At 40.7% G+C, this 19025-nt stretch carries 19 protein-coding genes and 2 pseudogenes; 13 read left to right on the plus strand and 8 right to left on the minus strand.

Features of this window, described 5'->3' with window-relative positions; all coding sequences use genetic code 11:
- Positions 1 to 299: 299 nt before the first annotated feature.
- The 5 genes from rpmH (at position 300) to mnmE (ending at position 4134) form a co-directional block, all read left to right on the plus strand.
- Complete coding sequence (gene rpmH, locus EAE92_RS16785) at positions 300 to 440, plus strand: 50S ribosomal protein L34 (protein ID WP_000831330.1); 141 nt, start codon at positions 300 to 302, stop codon at positions 438 to 440.
- Positions 441 to 456: 16 nt separating this feature from the next.
- Entirely contained in the window at positions 457 to 816 is a 360-nt protein-coding gene (gene rnpA / locus EAE92_RS16790; RefSeq protein ID WP_071647078.1) for a ribonuclease P protein component, read from the plus strand.
- The gene (yidD, locus tag EAE92_RS16795) at positions 780 to 1040 is read left to right on the plus strand and encodes a membrane protein insertion efficiency factor YidD (RefSeq protein ID WP_214068909.1); all 261 of its coding nucleotides are present in this window, start codon (positions 780 to 782) and stop codon (positions 1038 to 1040) included. The genes rnpA and yidD overlap by 37 nt, the downstream gene beginning before the upstream one ends.
- Before the next feature lie 2 nt (positions 1041 to 1042).
- Positions 1043 to 2683, plus strand: a complete 1641-nt coding sequence (yidC, locus tag EAE92_RS16800; RefSeq protein ID WP_214068910.1) for a membrane protein insertase YidC — start codon at positions 1043 to 1045, stop codon at positions 2681 to 2683.
- Positions 2684 to 2769: 86 nt separating this feature from the next.
- Positions 2770 to 4134, plus strand: coding sequence for a tRNA uridine-5-carboxymethylaminomethyl(34) synthesis GTPase MnmE (gene mnmE / locus EAE92_RS16805; protein ID WP_214068924.1), 1365 nt, complete (start codon positions 2770 to 2772; stop codon positions 4132 to 4134).
- Between the two features lie 143 nt (positions 4135 to 4277).
- Here mnmE and darG read toward each other — a convergent pair whose 3' ends face one another.
- The 3 genes and pseudogenes from darG to EAE92_RS25425 all read right to left on the minus strand — a co-directional run bounded on the left by darG (position 4278) and on the right by EAE92_RS25425 (position 6582).
- Positions 4278 to 5357: a type II toxin-antitoxin system antitoxin DNA ADP-ribosyl glycohydrolase DarG gene (gene darG, locus EAE92_RS16810; protein ID WP_214068911.1), complete on the minus strand. Its 1080-nt coding sequence runs from the start codon at positions 5355 to 5357 to the stop codon at positions 4278 to 4280.
- Positions 5358 to 5359: 2 nt separating this feature from the next.
- Positions 5360 to 6013: a type II toxin-antitoxin system toxin DNA ADP-ribosyl transferase DarT gene (gene darT / locus EAE92_RS16815; protein WP_214068912.1), complete on the minus strand. Its 654-nt coding sequence runs from the start codon at positions 6011 to 6013 to the stop codon at positions 5360 to 5362.
- Positions 6013 to 6582: pseudogene (locus EAE92_RS25425) on the minus strand (DarT ssDNA thymidine ADP-ribosyltransferase family protein). The gene darT and the pseudogene EAE92_RS25425 overlap by 1 nt, the downstream one beginning before the upstream one ends.
- Positions 6583 to 6960: 378 nt before the next feature.
- Here EAE92_RS25425 and EAE92_RS25260 point away from each other — a divergent pair.
- From EAE92_RS25260 to EAE92_RS16850, 6 genes and pseudogenes are all read left to right on the plus strand, one after another.
- Positions 6961 to 7104, plus strand: a complete 144-nt coding sequence (locus EAE92_RS25260) for a hypothetical protein (protein WP_339959395.1) — start codon at positions 6961 to 6963, stop codon at positions 7102 to 7104.
- Positions 7105 to 7143: 39 nt separating this feature from the next.
- Positions 7144 to 7833, plus strand: a complete 690-nt coding sequence (locus tag EAE92_RS16830; RefSeq protein ID WP_339959396.1) for a hypothetical protein — start codon at positions 7144 to 7146, stop codon at positions 7831 to 7833.
- On the plus strand, positions 7826 to 8227 hold the full coding sequence (locus tag EAE92_RS16835) for a DUF1240 domain-containing protein (protein WP_339959397.1): 402 nt from the start codon (positions 7826 to 7828) through the stop codon (positions 8225 to 8227). The genes EAE92_RS16830 and EAE92_RS16835 overlap by 8 nt, the downstream gene beginning before the upstream one ends.
- An 84-nt stretch (positions 8228 to 8311) precedes the next feature.
- A pseudogene (locus EAE92_RS16840) lies at positions 8312 to 8668 on the plus strand (hypothetical protein); the annotation flags it as partial.
- Entirely contained in the window at positions 8661 to 9059 is a 399-nt protein-coding gene (locus EAE92_RS16845; protein WP_339959398.1) for a DUF1240 domain-containing protein, read from the plus strand. The pseudogene EAE92_RS16840 and the gene EAE92_RS16845, both read left to right, overlap by 8 nt.
- 348 nt (positions 9060 to 9407) lie before the next feature.
- Complete coding sequence (locus tag EAE92_RS16850; protein ID WP_144408098.1) at positions 9408 to 9569, plus strand: Tn3 family transposase; 162 nt, start codon at positions 9408 to 9410, stop codon at positions 9567 to 9569.
- Between the two features lie 87 nt (positions 9570 to 9656).
- On the opposite strand, the gene EAE92_RS16855 is transcribed toward EAE92_RS16850, so the two are convergent.
- From EAE92_RS16855 to fdhE, 4 genes are all read right to left on the minus strand, one after another.
- Entirely contained in the window at positions 9657 to 11306 is a 1650-nt protein-coding gene (locus EAE92_RS16855) for an LTA synthase family protein (protein ID WP_214068916.1), read from the minus strand.
- Positions 11307 to 11426: 120 nt separating this feature from the next.
- Positions 11427 to 13286: a selenocysteine-specific translation elongation factor gene (selB, locus tag EAE92_RS16860; protein ID WP_214068917.1), complete on the minus strand. Its 1860-nt coding sequence runs from the start codon at positions 13284 to 13286 to the stop codon at positions 11427 to 11429.
- Positions 13287 to 13337: 51 nt separating this feature from the next.
- Entirely contained in the window at positions 13338 to 14729 is a 1392-nt protein-coding gene (gene selA, locus EAE92_RS16865; RefSeq protein ID WP_214068918.1) for an L-seryl-tRNA(Sec) selenium transferase, read from the minus strand.
- A gap of 21 nt (positions 14730 to 14750) precedes the next feature.
- A complete protein-coding gene (gene fdhE / locus EAE92_RS16870) occupies positions 14751 to 15680 on the minus strand; it encodes a formate dehydrogenase accessory protein FdhE (protein ID WP_214068919.1) in 930 nt (309 codons plus the stop codon).
- Between the two features lie 525 nt (positions 15681 to 16205).
- On the opposite strand from fdhE, the gene EAE92_RS16875 reads away from it, so the two are divergent.
- Together EAE92_RS16875 and EAE92_RS16880 are read left to right on the plus strand one after the other, a co-directional pair.
- Positions 16206 to 17159, plus strand: a complete 954-nt coding sequence (locus EAE92_RS16875; protein ID WP_214068920.1) for a methyltransferase — start codon at positions 16206 to 16208, stop codon at positions 17157 to 17159.
- Positions 17160 to 17640: 481 nt separating this feature from the next.
- The gene (locus EAE92_RS16880; RefSeq protein WP_214068921.1) at positions 17641 to 18594 is read left to right on the plus strand and encodes a methyltransferase; all 954 of its coding nucleotides are present in this window, start codon (positions 17641 to 17643) and stop codon (positions 18592 to 18594) included.
- A 191-nt stretch (positions 18595 to 18785) separates the two neighbouring features.
- Here EAE92_RS16880 and EAE92_RS16885 read toward each other — a convergent pair.
- Positions 18786 to 19025: transposase (locus EAE92_RS16885; RefSeq protein ID WP_214066812.1), on the minus strand; the 240-nt coding region annotated here is incomplete at its 5' end.

The raw sequence follows: 19025 nt of genomic DNA on the forward strand, positions 1-19025 counted from the left end.
TGCGCTTTGTTCAGTAGTCCGTATAATGTTGCACCCTATGTGCGATACCAGAGTTTTTTACCGATAATTCTTAGTGAAGGGTTCTGGTGTACGCATGAGCAGAGTGTTGGTAAACATCCAACTCAGTAGAAAAGCCGGCCGACTTTGTGTTATGTAAATTGACTCAGAGCTGTACATTTTATTACAATCCCGCTTCTTTTATATTGATGTTGCGATTGAGGCATCGGTGTCTATTATGCTCACTGGCTGCCAACGCGTTTACTGAATCAGTAATAATCTTAAGTTAGGTAGAAATCGCTATGAAACGCACTTTCCAACCATCCGTACTGAAGCGTAACCGTTCTCACGGCTTCCGCGCTCGTATGGCTACCAAAAATGGTCGTCAGGTTCTGGCTCGCCGTCGTGCAAAAGGCCGTGCTCGTCTGACCGTTTCTAAGTAATAAAGCTAACCATCTAGTGGTTACGCTCGCTTTTCCGAGGGAGTTACGCTTGTTAACTCCCAAGCATTTCACTTATGTTTTCCAGCAACCTCAACGGGCAAGTTCGCCAGAGATTACGATCCTTGGCCGCCTTAACGAGCTGGGGCATCCCCGCATCGGTCTTACTATAGCCAAGAAAAATGTTAAACGTGCTCATGAGCGTAACCGGATTAAGCGGTTGGCCCGTGAAAGCTTCCGTTTAAACCAACATCAGTTGCCTCCTATGGATTTTGTGGTATTGGTTAAGAAAGGCGTTGCTGAGCTTGATAACCGTGCGTTAACGGAAGCTTTGGGTAAATTATGGCGTCGTCACTGTCGCTTGGCTCGCGCTTCCTGATCGGATTAATCCGAGGATATCAGTTGGTCATAAGCCCGCTGTTGGGACCCCGTTGTCGCTTTAATCCTACATGCTCTCAATATGGCATTGAGGCGTTATGCCGATTTGGGGTGATAAAAGGCGGTTGGTTAACGGTGAAACGCATATTAAAATGCCACCCTTTACATGAAGGTGGTGATGATCCTGTCCCACCCGTAAAAAACAACGATAACAGAGAACACTAACGATGGATTCGCAACGTAATCTTCTTCTCATCGCTTTGCTGTTCGTTTCTTTCTTGGTCTGGCAAGCATGGGAAGCAGATAAAAATCCGCAGCCAACGACAGTACAGGCCACGCAACAAACGGATATGCCGAGCAGTGAGAATCAGGCTGTACCAGGCAGTGGAAAAGGTAAACTTATCACAGTTAAAACTGATGTGCTCTCTTTGACCATCAATACTCGTGGCGGTGATATCGAAGAGGCTGACCTGTTAGCCTATCCTGATACCCTAGGTTCAAACCAACCATTCAAGCTGTTGGAAACAACATCTGCTTTCACTTATCAAGCACAAAGTGGATTAACGGGGAAAGATGGCCCAGATAATCCGCTGAATAGTGAACGCCCGCTGTATACCGCAGTACAGGATAGCTATGTATTGGCTGATGGGCAGGATGAATTGCGTATTCCGATGAATTTCGTCACTAAAGATGGCATTGTTTATGTTAAAACATTTGTCCTGAAACGTGGTGAATACGCGATTAGTGTGGATTACCATATTAATAACACGACGGAAAAACCGTTACAGATGACCTTCTTTGGTCAGTTGAAACAGAGTGTTGAACTACCGAAGCATCGTGATACAGGCAGCAGTAATTTCGCCCTGCATACTTACCGTGGCGCGGCTTATTCTTCAGACGATACCAAATACAAGAAATATAGCTTTAGCGATATTGAAGGTGAACCTTTATCCGTGACCACCAAAGGTGGCTGGATTGCCATGTTGCAGCAATATTTTGCTACTGCTTGGGTTCCGGCGGCTAATGAAACCACTACCTTCTACACTGTCGCATTAGATAAAGGGATGGCTGCGATCGGCTATAAGAGCGCGCCAATCTCTGTTGCGGCTAATAGTGAAAAAGCTATCTCTTCTACATTGTGGGTTGGCCCGGAAATTCAAGATGAGATGGCCGCTGTAGCGCCTCATCTGGATCTGTCGGTAGACTATGGTTGGTTGTGGTTTATCTCTCAGCCATTATTTAAGCTGTTGAAGTTCCTGCATGGTTTTATTGGTAACTGGGGCTTCTCCATCATCGTTATCACCTTTATTGTGCGTGGTATCATGTACCCGCTGACCAAGGCGCAATATACTTCAATGGCGAAAATGCGTCTGTTACAGCCGAAATTGGCGGCTATGCGCGAGCGTATTGGTGATGATAAACAGCGTATGAGCCAGGAAATGATGGCATTGTATAAAGCAGAGAAAGTGAACCCACTGGGTGGTTGTTTGCCTCTGTTGATCCAGATGCCAATCTTCCTTGCTTTATATTACATGTTGATGGGTTCTGTTGAATTGCGCCATGCGCCATTCGCGGGTTGGATTAATGACTTGTCTGCGCAAGATCCTTATTACATCCTGCCGTTGCTGATGGGTGTGACCATGTTCATCATCCAGAAAATGTCTCCGACGACAATTACTGATCCGATGCAACAGAAGATTATGACTTATATGCCTGTCATATTTACCATATTCTTCCTGTGGTTCCCATCAGGTCTGGTTCTGTATTATATCGTCAGTAACTTGGTGACAATTATCCAGCAGCAATTAATTTATCGTGGGCTGGAAAAACGTGGTCTGCATAGTCGCGAGAAAAAGCCAGCGAAATAAAACATAGCTTCAGCCAGAATGAATATATGCTGGCCGTTGTAACAGAAAAGGCGGTCAATGACCGCCTTAACTATTTGGGTGAAAAAATGAATACCACGGATACGATAGTTGCTCAGGCTACCCCGCCAGGACGAGGAGGGGTTGGTATTTTGCGTGTTTCCGGCCCGAAAGCCGCACAGGTAGCCGAGGTGGTGTTAGGTAAATTACCCAAACCCCGTTATGCAGATTATCTGCCATTTCGTGATGTGGATGGCCGGGTACTTGATCAGGGGATTGCTATTTACTTTCCGGGGCCGAATTCCTTTACCGGAGAAGATGTACTGGAGCTTCAAGGGCATGGTGGGCCGGTTATTCTCGATTTGCTGCTTAAACGTATTCTGACTCTGCCAGGTGTGCGAATCGCTAACCCAGGTGAGTTTTCTGAACGCGCTTTTCTTAATGACAAACTGGATTTAGCTCAGGCGGAAGCCATTGCTGATCTGATCGATGCCAGTTCGGAGCAAGCCGCCCGTTCAGCGATGAATTCCTTACAGGGCGCTTTTTCTACTCAAGTTCACCAAATGGTGGAAGCGCTTACTCACCTACGAATCTATGTAGAAGCGGCTATTGATTTTCCAGATGAAGAGATTGATTTCCTTTCTGATGGGAAAATCGAGGCTGAGTTGGATGACGTGATGGCTGAGCTTGAGCGTGTACGTTCTCAGGCTCGTCAGGGCAGCCTTTTACGTGAAGGGATGAAAGTTGTTATCGCCGGTCGTCCTAATGCGGGGAAATCCAGCCTGCTTAATGCATTAGCAGGCCGTGAAGCGGCGATTGTGACGGATATTGCAGGTACAACTCGTGATGTGCTGCGTGAACATATTCATATTGACGGTATGCCGTTGCATATCATTGATACCGCAGGCTTGCGTGAAGCCAGTGACGAAGTTGAGCGTATTGGTATTGAGCGTGCTTGGCAGGAAATTGAGCAGGCTGATCGTGTACTGTTTATGGTAGATAGCACGACAACGAACGCGGTTGAACCTGTGGAAATCTGGCCTGAATTTATGGCTCGCCTGCCTAAATCGCTCCCTATCACAGTCGTTCGTAATAAGACAGATATGACCGATGAAGAGATAAGTATTGCAGAAGTAAGTGGTTACTCGCTGGTTAGACTTTCTGCCCGTAGCGGTGAAGGTATTGATTTATTGCGTGATCATCTAAAAGAAACTATGGGCTTTAGCAGTAATACCGAAGGTGGTTTCTTGGCTCGTCGTCGTCATTTACAAGCATTAAATACCGCAGCGGAACATTTACAACAGGGACATGAACAATTGGTGGTTGCCCGTTCGGGTGAATTGCTGGCAGAAGAGCTGCGTCTGGCGCAGCAGGCGTTGAGCGAGATAACGGGTGAGTTTACTTCCGATGATCTACTAGGAAGGATTTTTTCGAGTTTTTGTATTGGGAAGTGAAGCTTTAAGTTACTCTCTAATCAGCACGTTGATAACCAGAAAAGAAGCTCGCTATTACCGGAATTGAACAATACTCATGCCCTTGTAGCAATAGGAGCAAGTTAAGGGACTTTATGACGTTACATGATTCAGTCCCAAAATAATTAACCTGCTGCTTGCAAAGGTACTTGTTTCAGACGGGTTAGCGCCAATTCCAGCTTGGTTCGATCAAACAGTTTGAGCTTGCGTTGAGCCGATCTATATCCGGCAGGCCAATGGCGTATACCATCAATTAAAGATTCTATGTTGGGAGCCACTTGTTCTTGGAATAACAGCCAGTCCACAGTGGATAGTAGTTCTATCCCGTAAGGAGACTCGAAACCGTCAATCAACTCAGCAATTTTTTTCAGCGCAGGCAGGTAGGCTTTCGCTTCAGATTTTAAGTACAGTGCTACCTTGTCTCGCTTGACGTCGTTAAACCAAATCACATCCAGTGGGCTACAATCACTGATACGCTTTTCACTTTTTAGATAGCTTCCGTCTAGCCCATCTAACAAGTGACGTAGCTTATCTGCGTAGGGGCCGTAGTTGTTGGCTACGAACTTAAGGTTTAAGGGATTTTTCAGCCCCTCGGCCTTGATCGTACGCTCTAGGAACCATGCCAGTTTCTGGATTTCCAACAGACTGCATTCCATTCCCAGAACCCAGTAAAGACGCACCAGCTCTGCAATCAAAGCACGAGCTGGGGTGAGTTTTTCTACACCTTTTGGTTTAGCCACATTCTGATATTTGGTTGTAGGTTCATAAACAACAATGTCTACATTTTTAAGGTCGCCCAATATTTGGTTGATATGCGGTTTAACTTCATCCCAGTTGAGGCCGCCATTACCCGCACCCAATGGGGGAATGGCAATGGAATGTACCTGGTTTTTTTCAATGAAATAGCGGAGATCAACCAAGCCGTCAAGAATCCACTGCATTTGCGATTTAGCCCGCCAATGTTGTTTTGTCGGGAAGTTTACAATCCAGCGCGGCCCCATCGGTTCGCTAGTCTCTGTGACAAACATTTTGCCAGTCTGAACTTCTTTTGCTTCACATGCCTTGACATAAGCCGCCATGTTGGCAGGAAAACGTTCTTTGAACATCAACGCAATTCCTTTGCCCATAACACCAACAGTATTAACTGTATTAACCAGCGCTTCCACATTAGCTTCCAGCAGGTTGCCTTGTGCGGGTATTATCATTGTTAGCCTCCTTGAAAGTACCAACTGGGTTTATAATATATATCCAGTTTAACTCCTAGCTCATTGGCTTGTGCTTTTAATTCTCGCTGCACATTCTGTGTATAGCATACTGCACCTAGTAAAGCATGGATGGGCATATGCTCATGAACCAGTGCTTCTGCTTGATAACGTTCCACCTTTTCCGGGTCATCCGGATCACGCTGAAAATTGCGTTGTTGCAACAGTGCCCAATCAATAGCAGTTAAGTCCGTCAACTCATTGTAATAATTTGTCGTTACTGGATACGCATGGCGGTCAGTAAAGACAAAAAGTAACCCTAGTTCTGCCACTCTATGCATACTGGAAACCAGAATGACAATATCAGTATTGGACACTTTCCGTACTCCACCGCGCCCCGTATAAATGTTGTACATCATGGGAGAAAAGGGTGTGAAGTAAAAAGGGATATAATCGTTAAGCATACCTCTAGGTGAAAGGGGGACAGTGCGATGGTTGCGACGATTAATAAGATCTTCATTACCAATCGTCACCCAGTTCGAAGAGCGTACTGCGTTGTTCCCCGCATGCAAGCCATTGGCTAGAATCCAAGGAAGATTTTGGCGATGAGTGATTCTCCAGATCAATGCTTTTTGCGGATTAAGTTTCTTGTACACCATTAATTGAACATTTCTCCGTTGATTACAACATCAACTGATGGGTTACTTTGCTTCAGTATTTTCCCCATATTCCTCTCAATATCTGTTGTGGGAACATAGATCTTGTAGAATTCTGAAACATTGACAATACCTGGAGACAAGCATTCCGCCATACATATGTTCTTACAGTCAGGATCATGGTAATTACGCTTATTCATTGTGTCCCAGTCAATTAGTCCGAAACCCTTATCATAATCATACAGCTCGACAGTTGTATTAGCCAACGGATGTCTGGGGATTATCTTCCAGTTTCCCGTTTTAGCAATGCTCCGTCTGACTGTAATCAAAACAAAGTCTTCATCTGGTCGATCTTTCTGGACACGTCCAGCAAAAGGGTTTCGTGAAAACTAGTGAAAAGGCACATAATGCTCGAGTTTGTACTCCCTGCGACTATCGATTATTTCCTGGTCTGCGACATCATGGAATTTTTTTAGCATTGATCTTGGTTTTAATCCACTGTCCAATATCGAGCTGACATTCTTTAAACTTGTGAGGTGATAAAGTAACTTCTTAGCTTTTATATTAACCATGTTTTTGCTTCACTTTCAATTATTGTGTTGACTTCACTCGCTTCGCTGGTACAAGTTCTGGACGAACGGCACCTGTGTACTTATAAATGATTGCTCGAGACATACCATAGCGCTTCGCAACATATCAGGGTCAAGCAGAAAGGTTGCGTTCAAATTCTGCTAACGCAGAGAATATTAGAACTCGATATCCGGCCAAGAAACGTTGCTGAACAGTTATTAGGTTGGAGTGTTCGCCAAAGCCAATACTGGCTCCCACCATTAATAGGGAAATTTGATCCAGCTCCCAATAATTCAGAAAAATTAAAGAAAAAATAGCTAAGTCCGATAAAATATGAAATAAAACTTCAATAAACTATATAATATAGATGGAGTTATAAAATGAAGTATGATCCACGGTTAAAAACATTTGTTGATAATGATTACAGATTAGAAGAACATCTTAATTTTAAAAAACAAATAGAAGATCAAAAATATAACCGTATGTTATTGGAATTTGAGCATCAATTTAAACTAAACCAATAAGTTATTGCTTTATTGACAAAAGATGAAGCCATAGATTATATGAAAACACTAGATCATAATTTCTATAATTCATGGAAAAATAATATTAAAACTATCTACTCATATACTGATCCAGCTTCATCATTTGCTGGTAATATCTATGATTCTTTTGGGATAGCAAGAATAATAAATGATTTAAGAAGTTTCGGTGTCGAAGCAACAGAGTATTTTGGTAAGGATGGAAGAAGATATATAAAGTTATCAGGTTACCCTGGTGTAAGAAACTATTTAAACGCCACAAGATATCTTGCTAATAGTCCACGTATAGTGTCTTTTGGGGTAGGTACGCTAGGTATTGAAGCTGGAATTGCCCAAGGTGCTAGATTCGGTATAGTATTCTCAGCCGCATATAGACTAGTTGAGTTAATATTTAAAGATGAATATGGATTGGTTGATTTGTTCGTTAATTTAACAATGGATGGTGCAAAGTTAGCTATTTCAATAGGTATTGCTACGGCTGCTAATACTCTAATAGTTTCCCCACTCTTAGCTGTAGGAGGAAGTCTTATGCTTGTAGCTCTTGGTGTTTTTGCTATTGGGTTTCTAACTTCTCTCGCTTTATATTGGTTAGATGACCACTTTAAAATTAGTGAAACTATAATTAAAAACATAAAGAATAAAAAAACAAATCCGACACCATACCATCCGGATCAGTTTCTTAATATGTGGGGTAGATTTAGCCGTGGATAATATAAAGCAAATTAAAACAAAATTATATTTTGGAATTTTATTGCTTCTTTTTATGACAGTGTTATCTATATTTTTTTCATTGAGTGATTATATCAGTTTTTTTAAGCATGATGTTATTACATTCTCATGGAAAAGCGCGGGAGCTATTTGGTTTAGTCCTGTGTTGATTTATATTTCTTTTATTTTATATAGAATCTCATTGGGTAAGGTGAAACGTCTTAATAGTAAAATAGGAAATTATGTTTCATATGTGTCAATAACAGGCATTATTCTTACTTTATTTGTGTCTTTTTATGTTGATGATGAATTAAAATCTGAGGGATATTTAATCTGTAGTAAATCATCATGGATGGCTCCAAATAAGTATGTTAAGGACATTTCACTTTGTCACTAAGTATATGCTATAAGCAGATGGGTAGGTTGTTATATGACTCCATGATATGATTTATAGTTGAGTGAAATTCTTTCATATGGCATCTCAGCTGCATATAGAGCCGTTGAGTTAATACTTAAAGATGATTATGGATTAGCTGATTTGTTTGTTAACTTAACAATAGATGGTGCAAAACTAGCTGTATCAACAGGTGTTGCTTTGGGCGTTAATTCACTAATAGCAGCGCCACTCTTAACTATAGGGTGGAGTCTTTTGGCTGTAACTATTGGAGTTTTTGCTCTTGGGGTTGGAGTTTCGTTTGCTTTATATTGGTTGGATGATTATTTTAAAATTAGTGAAAGCATAATTAAAAATATAAAAAATAGAAAAAGAAATGTTTTTGTGGGAACACCTACGGCAGATCAATTTTTTAATATGTGGGGTAGATATAGCCGTGGATAATATAAATAAAATAAAAATATACGTAGGCTCGCTATTTGTTTTTTTTATGGCAGTATTATTTGTATTTTTCTCATTAAATGATTATATAGGTTTTTTTAGGCGTGATAGCGTTATTCCATTCTCATGGAAGAGTGCGGGGTTTATTTGGTTTACTCCTTTACTTATTCATATTGCTTATGCTTTGTTAAGGATTGCTAAAAATAGAACAAAAAATCTCAATGGTAAAATTGGGGATTATATTTCATGTGTATCAATAATAGGATTTATTCTTACTTTATTTGTATCTTTTTATGTTGATGATGAGTTAAAGTTGGAGGGGTATGTAACATGTAGTAAATCATCATGGATGGCTCCAAATAAGTATGTTAAGGATGTTTCTCTTTGTCACTAAGCATATATTTTTATATGCTTAGTGTTTTGTTTAATAATTTCTATCTTCCCATATGTTATAAGCAGATGTGCCGGCGGTTATATGATTCTGTGATATGGATTTATAATTTAATAAAACTCTTTCATATATTGTACTCTGACATGTAGCAGAATAGCTCACAATAAATAGAGAAAATTCACAATGAAAAAGTAAATAAAAAAATTACAGAAAAAACTCAATACGTTAGGGCTGATTGAAAACTATATCTTTTTGAAAAAACCTATAAAGCACAAGCTGATTGTGGATGAATGGGAACGTATCCAGTATATAGTCTGTTCATTGAGCTGAAAGGCAACAAACCAGAGTACAGTGATCAGGAAACTTCCAAACGCCAGAAGAAACAATCTTACGTTGTCTGCACTATGTGAGTATAACTGGCCAGTCAAATGTATCTATGCGCTTGAGTACGTGGATAACCAGACATTGAGACAGGTTTGTGCAACAGGCATTGAACCGACTGTACCCGTCTGATAGCTAATTATCTACTGCAACTCGGCACTTGGAGTCATTTACAGTGCCATATAAATATGGCACCTACTCACATTATGATTTTATAACTTACTTTTTACCTGCAACATCTAATTGCTGATAAATATAGTGTTTATAACTTTCCACTAGCGCCTTATCCTGACAATCATCCAACGCTCCCCGGCAGAGATGACGCATTGTCATATTTGCTCGATAAAAAGGTGAAGCATCCAGTTTAGCTCTCTCCATAATCATGCCGCCAAGGAATGAAATATCCGTCAGTTCATCAGTCTGAATAGATTCTCCCTGTTGCAAGTTATCTCGCATAGTAAACTGGGTGATATGACCCGGATTTGAAAATACGCCATTGTACTGGTTTAGGCTGATATTGGGTTGATGATCACCGAAATAGAGGAACATGGTTGGCTTTTCCCGCTTAGCAACAAACTCACTGAAATCTTTAATTGCCGGATCAGAAGCTTTGATTTTCTCCATATAGTGACTGAATTTACCCACTGCCTGTGAATTTTTCACATGTCCGGTAAGCCCGTAATCATCAGAATGATCTTCATCATATGGGCCATGTTCATACATGGTCAGTGAGAAAATAAAGAGCGGCTTATCCGTTTCCTGCGCCAAAATTTCTTTCACATAACCCAACATCTCTTGCGTAGAGATAGTCCACAGATTTTTATCAAGACTGGCGGGATATCCCAATTCCTGTGGCTGAATAATGCGATCAACGCCGAGAGTTTGATAAGCATGACCAGAATGATAAGAGGATTTATTAAATGGCGTCAAAACAACCGTGTAATAACCATTCTGTTTCATTTCATGGAACAAGCTGTATTTCAGGTGATCAACAATAAAATAAAACACCGCATTCTTACGTGAGCCAAAATCGTCTGTATTTAAGCCGGTCAGAGCGGAAAATTCAGATAACCAAGTACCACCACCGAAAGTTTGCACCCGCATTGGGCTTTGTGCGCTGACACCAGAATCCCGCTGAAACATATAAAGATCGGGTAAATGGGTATCATCAGGCAACTGATAGATATGTGGAGTCACGGTAGATTCTTGTAATAACATCACCACGTCAGGTTTAATCGCTGACTGCGGCACAGGCAGCTCGACACTTTTAGCCTGTTGCAGAAAATAATCGGCTGATTGCCCAAATTGAGGCGCATGATATTTGGCATCTTTAGCCGACATCACCATATTAGTGACGGTACCACGTCCTTTTGGTAGTGAAGATTCCCACTGCTCTCTAAATGCATTGGCAGTAGCGCTCACTTCCCATGTACAGAACACCGCCAGAACCAAGCCGACAGTACGCCATTTGAAGCCACGAAGGGGAGATGATTTTTTCCAGCTCAGCATCATGTTAAAAATCAACCAGATAAACATAGCGACAACGCCCAAACCGGCCAGCCAATAGTGGTGTAATGTTTCCTGATTGGCAGGATCAAACATCAAGTTCAGATCGGAGAACATCAACTGCTCTTTGTAGTAATGAACTTTTATCTGATTGAGGAACTTAAAGATAATAAAGAGTGTTCCGGTAAAGGCCGTAGAAAACAGTAACCGGGCAGATACAAAAAACACCAGGCCAAATATCACACCAAACACGCCGACAGCGATCAGTGCCGGGTAAATGTCTTCACTTTTTTCAAAAACCAGTATTAAAGTTGCAATGAACAATAATCCCAGATAAGCACCTGATATTATTTTCTTTTTCATAGTGTATTCAATCCAGTTAATAGATGGTTCACGGTTGGCAAAAATAGCACAGATCAGTTAAATCGATGAAACAGGGCGGTGATTTTGCTGAAATCATCTATATTTTAAATAAACAAATCATCAGAATAGCCCATTATCTCTAAGAATATGTGACTCGGCCTGACGACGAGTAAAACCACTGCGATCAAAAAATTCCAATATCTGAATAGCCAGTTTACGACCGATACCGAGTTGATCACGAAAATCCGCAGCGGTAATTGCACCATAATCTTGATTAAATTGGCGAATCAACTCCGCGAATTGTTGAATTCGTTGGCTGCAATAATAACGATCAGGAACAATCGCGATAATATGCCCCAATTGGGCAGATTTTTTCAACAAATTGCGAACAGTTGCCTCTTCTTCTTTTAAGTCAGCAGCCAGATCACGTACCCACCACGGATCATCTGTGAAATAGGGGACTATTCGTTGCCACAATTTTGCCTGTTCATCACTAAAAGACAAACTGTGCTCAGGAAGATATAACCAACCTCGTAATTGCTTTAGCTGTCCATCACTGAGCAATGCATCTATCAGAGTATAAACCAGTGCTTCATCCAGCGTTGGCAGCGCCATCCGTTTCAGACGTGCCCTTCCTAAACCCAGTTGGTCAACATGTTGCCGGTGATATTCGGCCAAAACTTGTAGTAACTTCTGCTTTGCTAACCTAGCATTGTTCTGTGACAACATCATCCCATTGGCAATAATCACATCCTTATCAACGATTAGCTGGTGGAGAGTGGCTTCCGTTAACTGACGCGCCCAAGAAAAATGGTCGAGAGAAAGTGCGCCTCGTGGCAAATGGAGCGCTAAATTAGCCGCATGATCTGATGTTTTGGCAAGCTGAGTGAGCCAATGCAAAAATTCTGGCTGGCGCTTACCACGGCGGGGGGAATTTAGGTTTATCACCCGCGCGCCAGCCAGTGTTTTTCTGGCGCTGATATCTCGCAGTATTAGCCGATCATTCTCAACCAACCACAATGGGCTATCAAGTACCAATTCAGCCAGCAGAGGCTTATCAGAAAGCTGATTTAGTAATGAAATCCGCCCCGTTATATGGCTGGCGGCATGATGAATATGAAGTGGTTGCCAGTTTCGCAAAGGTTCATCAGTTTCTACTTCCACCAATACCTTTTCTACATGCTCAAAGGGTTTGTGGGAAAGTAGCCAATCACCACGGGAAACCTGTTCTTTACTGACATCACCAGTAATATTCAGTGCAATACGTTGCCCGGCCTGAGCCGTATCGGTTTGTTGATTCTGAGCATGCAAGCCACGTACTCTGACTTGTTGATCCCGGCCGGTCAGCCAGAGAATATCTCCCACACTGACCCGGCCAGACAATGCTGTTCCCGTTACTACCAGACCCGCTCCTTTTACACTGAAAGCGCGATCTATCGCCAGACGAAAACGTTGATGTAATTTTTCATGTTGCTTATTTTGCTGATGTAACTGCAACAGATGCTGCCTCAACGGAACAATACTTTCTTCATCTATCGCGGTCGTTACAAACAGAGACGGGGCACCCCAACCCTGAGTTGCCAGCTCATGTTCAATTTGCTGACGGACTTCAACTATTCGTTGTGATTCCACTCGATCGGCTTTAGTGAGCGCAACGGTTATGGACGGACAGCCAATTAAACGCAGAATGGCTAAATGTTCTCTTGTTTGAGCCATTACCCCGTCGTCACAGGCAACCGCCAATAAAACATGATCGATACCCCCGATCCCTGCCAACATATTAGCGAGGAACTTTTCATGTCCGGGCACATCGATAAAACCAACCGCAGAGCTATCCGGTTGCGGCCAATAGGCATAACCTAAATCGATGGTCATCCCGCGCTTTTTCTCTTCCGGCAAATGGGCTGTATTAACGCCGGTAATCGCTTGAATAAGTGTGGTTTTACCATGATCAACATGGCCCGCGGCGGCAAAAATCATAATAGTTTCAGAGAATTATTATATTTCGGTAATTTATTGTATTTTAGAAAATTACAGCAATAGTGCCTGCAATAGCGCTTTTTCATCTTCGAGACAGCGTAAATCCAGCCACAAACGCCCGCCAGAAATACGGCCAAGAACGGGTTTGGTTAATCCACGCCAACGCCGGGCCAACCGTTCCAACGAGCTTCCCTGACCATCAATAGCGGCGAAAGTCAAAGCCCAACTTGGCAGACGATCGACCGGCAGTGAGCCGCTGCCAATCTGTGAATAACATGGCTCATCACGAACAATAAACTGGTCGCTGTAACGTGTTTGAAGCTGAGGTAATAGCTGTTGTGCCATATCATGCACTTGTTGTTGTGAACGAGTTAATAAACGTAACGTTGGTAACTGCTGGCGAAGCTGTTCGGGGCGCTGATATAACCGCAATGTGGCTTCCAAAGCGGCCAGCGTCATCTTATCCGCCCGCAAAGCACGTTTCAGCGGATGACGTTGGATTGCTTCTATCCAGCGCTTTTTACCGAGAATAATGCCGGCCTGTGGTCCTCCCAGTAATTTATCACCAGAGAAAGTGACCAGATCGATGCCTTGATTCAGATAATCTTGGGGCATAGGTTCGGCTGGCAATCCATATTGCGCCATATTCATCATGGAGCCACTGCCCAGATCAATTGCAGTAGGGATTTGTGAGGCTACTCCCAGAGCGGCCAATTCACGGCCGGATACTTCTGCGGTAAAACCTTCAATATTGTAGTTACTGGCATGTACTTTCATGAGGAGAGCGGTCTCTTCATTAATCGCTTGCTGATAATCTTTCAGGTGAGTGCGGTTCGTGGTACCGACTTCAACTAGTCGGCATCCAGCTTGAACCATCACATCAGGAATACGGAATGCGCCGCCAATTTCCACTAGTTCGCCACGAGAAACCACAACTTGCTTACCGGATGCCACGGTTGCCAATAATAACAGCACAGCCGCTGCATTGTTATTAACAATACAGGCATCTTCCGCCCCGGTTAATTCGCGCAGTAAATCTGCCAAAGCGTGGTCTCGGTGTCCACGCCCAGCGTCATTGAGGGAATATTCCAATGTTACGGGTGAACGCATCACTTGTGTTACCGCTTCAATAGCCGATTCTGCCATTACGGCTCGGCCGAGATTGGTATGAATCACCGTACCACTGAGGTTGAACACCGGCTTTAAAGCCAAAGTTTGTTTCTGTTCTAGTTGCTGACCGAGTGCCAAGGCCCAGTTATCACACCAATCAGGCAGTGCCTGATACTGTTTGATATGGATTCTGGCCTGCTCCTGCATCCTTCTTAATGTTGCCGTTACCAACGTCTGTCCATATTGAGCCACGAATGGGGTGATTTGTGGATCACGCAATAGAAGATCAATAGCGGGGAGCTGGCTGTACAATGGGTTCGGTTTATATGTCATGGTAATTCCGTCAACTCACTGTTACTCATTTGGGAACAAAAACGGGTTGATGCTACTGCGGGCAAAACCTTCCTCTTCCATTTTGGCGTCGAGGATCAGTGAAGCTAAATCGTCAGCAACGGCCTCAACTTTCGGATCTTTCTCTTGATAGAGGATTTTCAAATAACTACCACAATCGCCGCAACTTTCCGCTTTCACGGCGGCGTGCTCACTATCCAGCGACCAATAATTAAGATCGCGTGTCTGTTCGCAGTTACTGCATTTTACCCGCACCACATGCCATTCACTTTCACACAAACTACAATGTAGATAACGCAGCCCGTTGGTTGTGCCAATCTGAACAACACTTGAGACCGGCATACTGCTGCAAACTGGACAGAACTGACGATGTTCACCATATTCCGCCTTCGCTTTTCCTGGGATTTGATTCGCCATTTGCGCCCAATAGAGGGAGAGTGCCGCCCAGATAAAAAGTGCTTTTTCAGGGCTGACTTTACTGAATTCATTTTTCAGCAAAGCATCGGCCATCTGTTCCAGCTCCTGTTCCGACGCCTTTGCTAGATTATCCAGAGCGGCATTAACATGTTCCGACGCATCCGGCAGTAATTCTGCTATCAGAGAGTGAAGCAATTTTTGCCAGTGCCCAGTACGTTGGAAGGTTTTGCAATCCAGAGGCGGTTTATCTTCAATAACAGATTTTTCTAAGATATCTGCTATCTCCATTTTCAATGGATTATCATGCAACGCTTTTTGCTGAGCTTGGGCAACTTGTGCTGAAAAGTTAAGATAATCAACGAACGGGCTCTCTTCTGCCAGTTGCTGTAAGCGTTCTGTCCGGCGCTGATAAAGGTTTCTCAGATTAGCAAAAAGCAATGGCGGAATATAATCTGCTGCTTTTTCATTGCTACGATCTTTGCTTAGTTGTTCTTTAGGAACGATGCGAATACTCATTAAGTTCTATCTTCCTGCTATCTGCTTTAGGGCTTTCAGGTTAATAATAATCTTAAGCTTGTTCTTAGCGCTCAGCATAGATCAAAAGAGGTTTCTGGGCTACAGAGATAATGCTGGAAATGATGTGATCAGTAATAACCAATATATTCATGAAATGGTTGCGATTTTTTATAACCATTCACTCTTTGTGTGAATTTTTTTCTGAAAGAAAAATATTGTTAAAAAATTTCTTTCAATTTAATGTTAAAAATCCCTAAAAAGAGTTAATTGTGATTTTTAACATTTCTTTCTATTATATTTAATATGGCCTAATGATTAATTGACTCATGCCTAAAAACATATAATTAAAGTGAATAATTAATTGTAAAAAGAGAATTAATTATTCATTACCTCATAAGGAAAAGATAGCAAAGTTAATAATTACATTTTGGTTTAAATGCGTTTCAACTGTATATAGTTAGTCATAGTGGTACTATCTATATTCTATATAATAACCTCATTTAAAGATAAAGAAAGGGTAATTCCATGCTAATTAATCTCATTACGTCATATAGAAAAACAGCCGCAATCTACACTTTTGTTGAGGCGGGTTTATCTATTCACTTTAAAAATGGAACCTATGTAGATATTAACAAACTTGCTGATCAATATGGTATTGATTATTCTAGACTTAATCGACTATGTGATTTCTTAACTGAAATAGGTGTATTGGTTAGCGGCAACGATGGGGTTGCGCTTTCTGAAGAATGCAGCGCGCTTGCTGATCCTGATAGTTTTGAATTCTTGACAATAAAATATGAAATCAATCGAGAACATTGGGATTCTTGGTTAATGTACCCAAAATCCTTACTGGAAAACAATGGTAAACCGGCATTTGATATGGCGCATGGAAAATCATTCTATGAGATTTGGGATAATGATAAAGTACTAAAATCAAATTTTGACGCTTTAATGTCAAAATATACAAATAAAATAATTAAAGAATTGCTTGTTGTGCATGATTTTAATAAATATAACAGAATATTGGATCTGGGAGGTGGAGATGGAGAGCTTTTGATCAGAATCAGTGAAAAATTCAAAGGAAAAGATTATGCTGTATTGGACAGATATAATGAAATTCCTATTTATGAAGGTATAGATTTCATAAATGGCGATTTTTTTGAGTCAATTCCGTCAGGTTATGATTTATATATTTTAAAGAATGTCCTCCATAACTGGCCTGATAATGACGCAATATCCCTTTTGAAGAATTGCCGAGAAGTGATGGATGATAATGCAAACATCCTGATAATAACCTTAATGAAAAAAACAAAATCCCCAATGGTTAAATCTGTCGATTTATTAATGGATATGCTATATTTAGGGCAAGAGCGTTATTTAAGTGAATTCGAACATCTAGCTAACCAGGCGGGACTCATCGTTCGATATTCTAAAGATATAGATGGAATGTTTTCACTTATCGAATTAGGGGTGAAATAAATTATAGGGATTCATAATCATTTCCAAAGATGATTATATTCATATCCCATCGTTAGGGAATATATATGTGGCATCAATATATTTGATGCCAATTTTTGTTTTATGATAATTAAATATATATGTAGTAAAATAAAAAGCAGAATTATTCTCTGGCAATAAAAACGATTAAAAACCATATTAAACAATCCTATTTGATTTTCTAAATTTATGAGAAGAGTTAATTGTGATCTTTGTCATTTCTTTTTGTCTAATTTAATATAGTCTGATAGTTAACAATTTTGTCCTAAAATGCGTTATTAAAGTAAGTGGAGCAATGGGGAAATAAGGAGAATGAAATCTTTATTATCTCACCAAGAAAAGGTAACAAAGCTAATAATCACATATTAGTTATCGAAATACCCAATTAATCATCATGGTATTTCATGCATTTTAGGTAACATACTTCATCTCTTTATAAGATAAAGACATAAAGGATAACTCAATGCTAGCCGAACTTATTACATCATATAGAAAATCAGCCGCAATCTACGCTTTTGTTGATACAGGTTTATCTATTCACTTTAAAAATGGAGCTTATGTAGATATAGACGAACTTTCCCGTCAATGTGGTATTGATTATTCTCGACTTGACCGATTATGTGATTTTTTAATTGAAATTGGGATATTGGTTAACCACGGCCATAGAGTCACTCTTTCTGAAGAATGCAGAGCGCTTGCCGATCCTGAAAGTATGGAGTCATTAATTGTAAAATGGGAACTAAGCCCAGATTGCTGGAATGCTTGGCCAATGTATTCGAAATCTTTACTTGAAAATGATGGAAAACCCGCATTTGAAATAATGCATGGAAAATCATTCTTTGAACATTTGGTTAGTAATAAATCACTCAAATCAAATTTTGATTCTTCAATGTCAAAGACCTCAGATAAAATCATTGGGAAGCTACTTGATATTTATGATTTTAGTCAATACGACAGAATATTAGATGTTGGAGGGGGAGAGGGAAATCTTTTGTTGAAAATCAGTGAGAAAGTTAAAGGAAAACATTACGCTGTATTGGATAGATATCATGAAATTCCTGTTTTGGAAAATATAGATTTTATAAATGGAGACTTTTTTAAATTAATTCCATCAGGTTATGATTTATATATTTTAAAGAATATTCTCCACGATTGGCCCGATGATAAAGCAGTATTAATTTTAGAAAATTGCCGTAAGGCAATGGATAATGGTGCAAAGATTTTATTGATAGGTTATATGAAAAAACCACAATACAAGGCGGTGATATATTTAGATATGCTAATGGATGCACTATTTTCAGGAAAAGAGCGTAATTTAACGGAATTCGAACGTTTGGCTAACCAGGCAGGATTGGTTATTCAAGATGTTAAGGATGTTGATGAGTGGTTTTCAATTATCCAATTGGGAATAAAATAACGCAAAGATAATTATATGGATATTTACTCGCTGAAAAAATATGTAATAAACATGGCATCAAAATATTTGATGCCATGTTATTTTATATTAATGAGATATATATGCGTTAAAACGGAGAGGAAATTTATTCTCTGGGGGTGAGAATTATTTAAATAGCAAGAATAAATATATTAAATCATTTTGTTTCCTGATTACCATCGAATCTCAGCTAGCTTGAGTAAATACTCAGGTATAGGTGCTGCCCGGATACATGAATAAATAAGCTGTTCGAATGTTTTTTTAAGGTTAAAGCGCCAATTGAACCTGAAACAGAATTCGGCAAGATAACGAGGTAAATACTTTTTGCTAATCGAATGATATGTTCCGCGTATCGAATTTTTTACATTACTTATCATTGTGTTAACCCACTGAAAATAAGGAAGCTTAACACT

Source organism: Photorhabdus hainanensis (assembly GCF_018448965.1).
Taxonomy (GTDB): Bacteria; Pseudomonadota; Gammaproteobacteria; order Enterobacterales; family Enterobacteriaceae; genus Photorhabdus; species Photorhabdus akhurstii.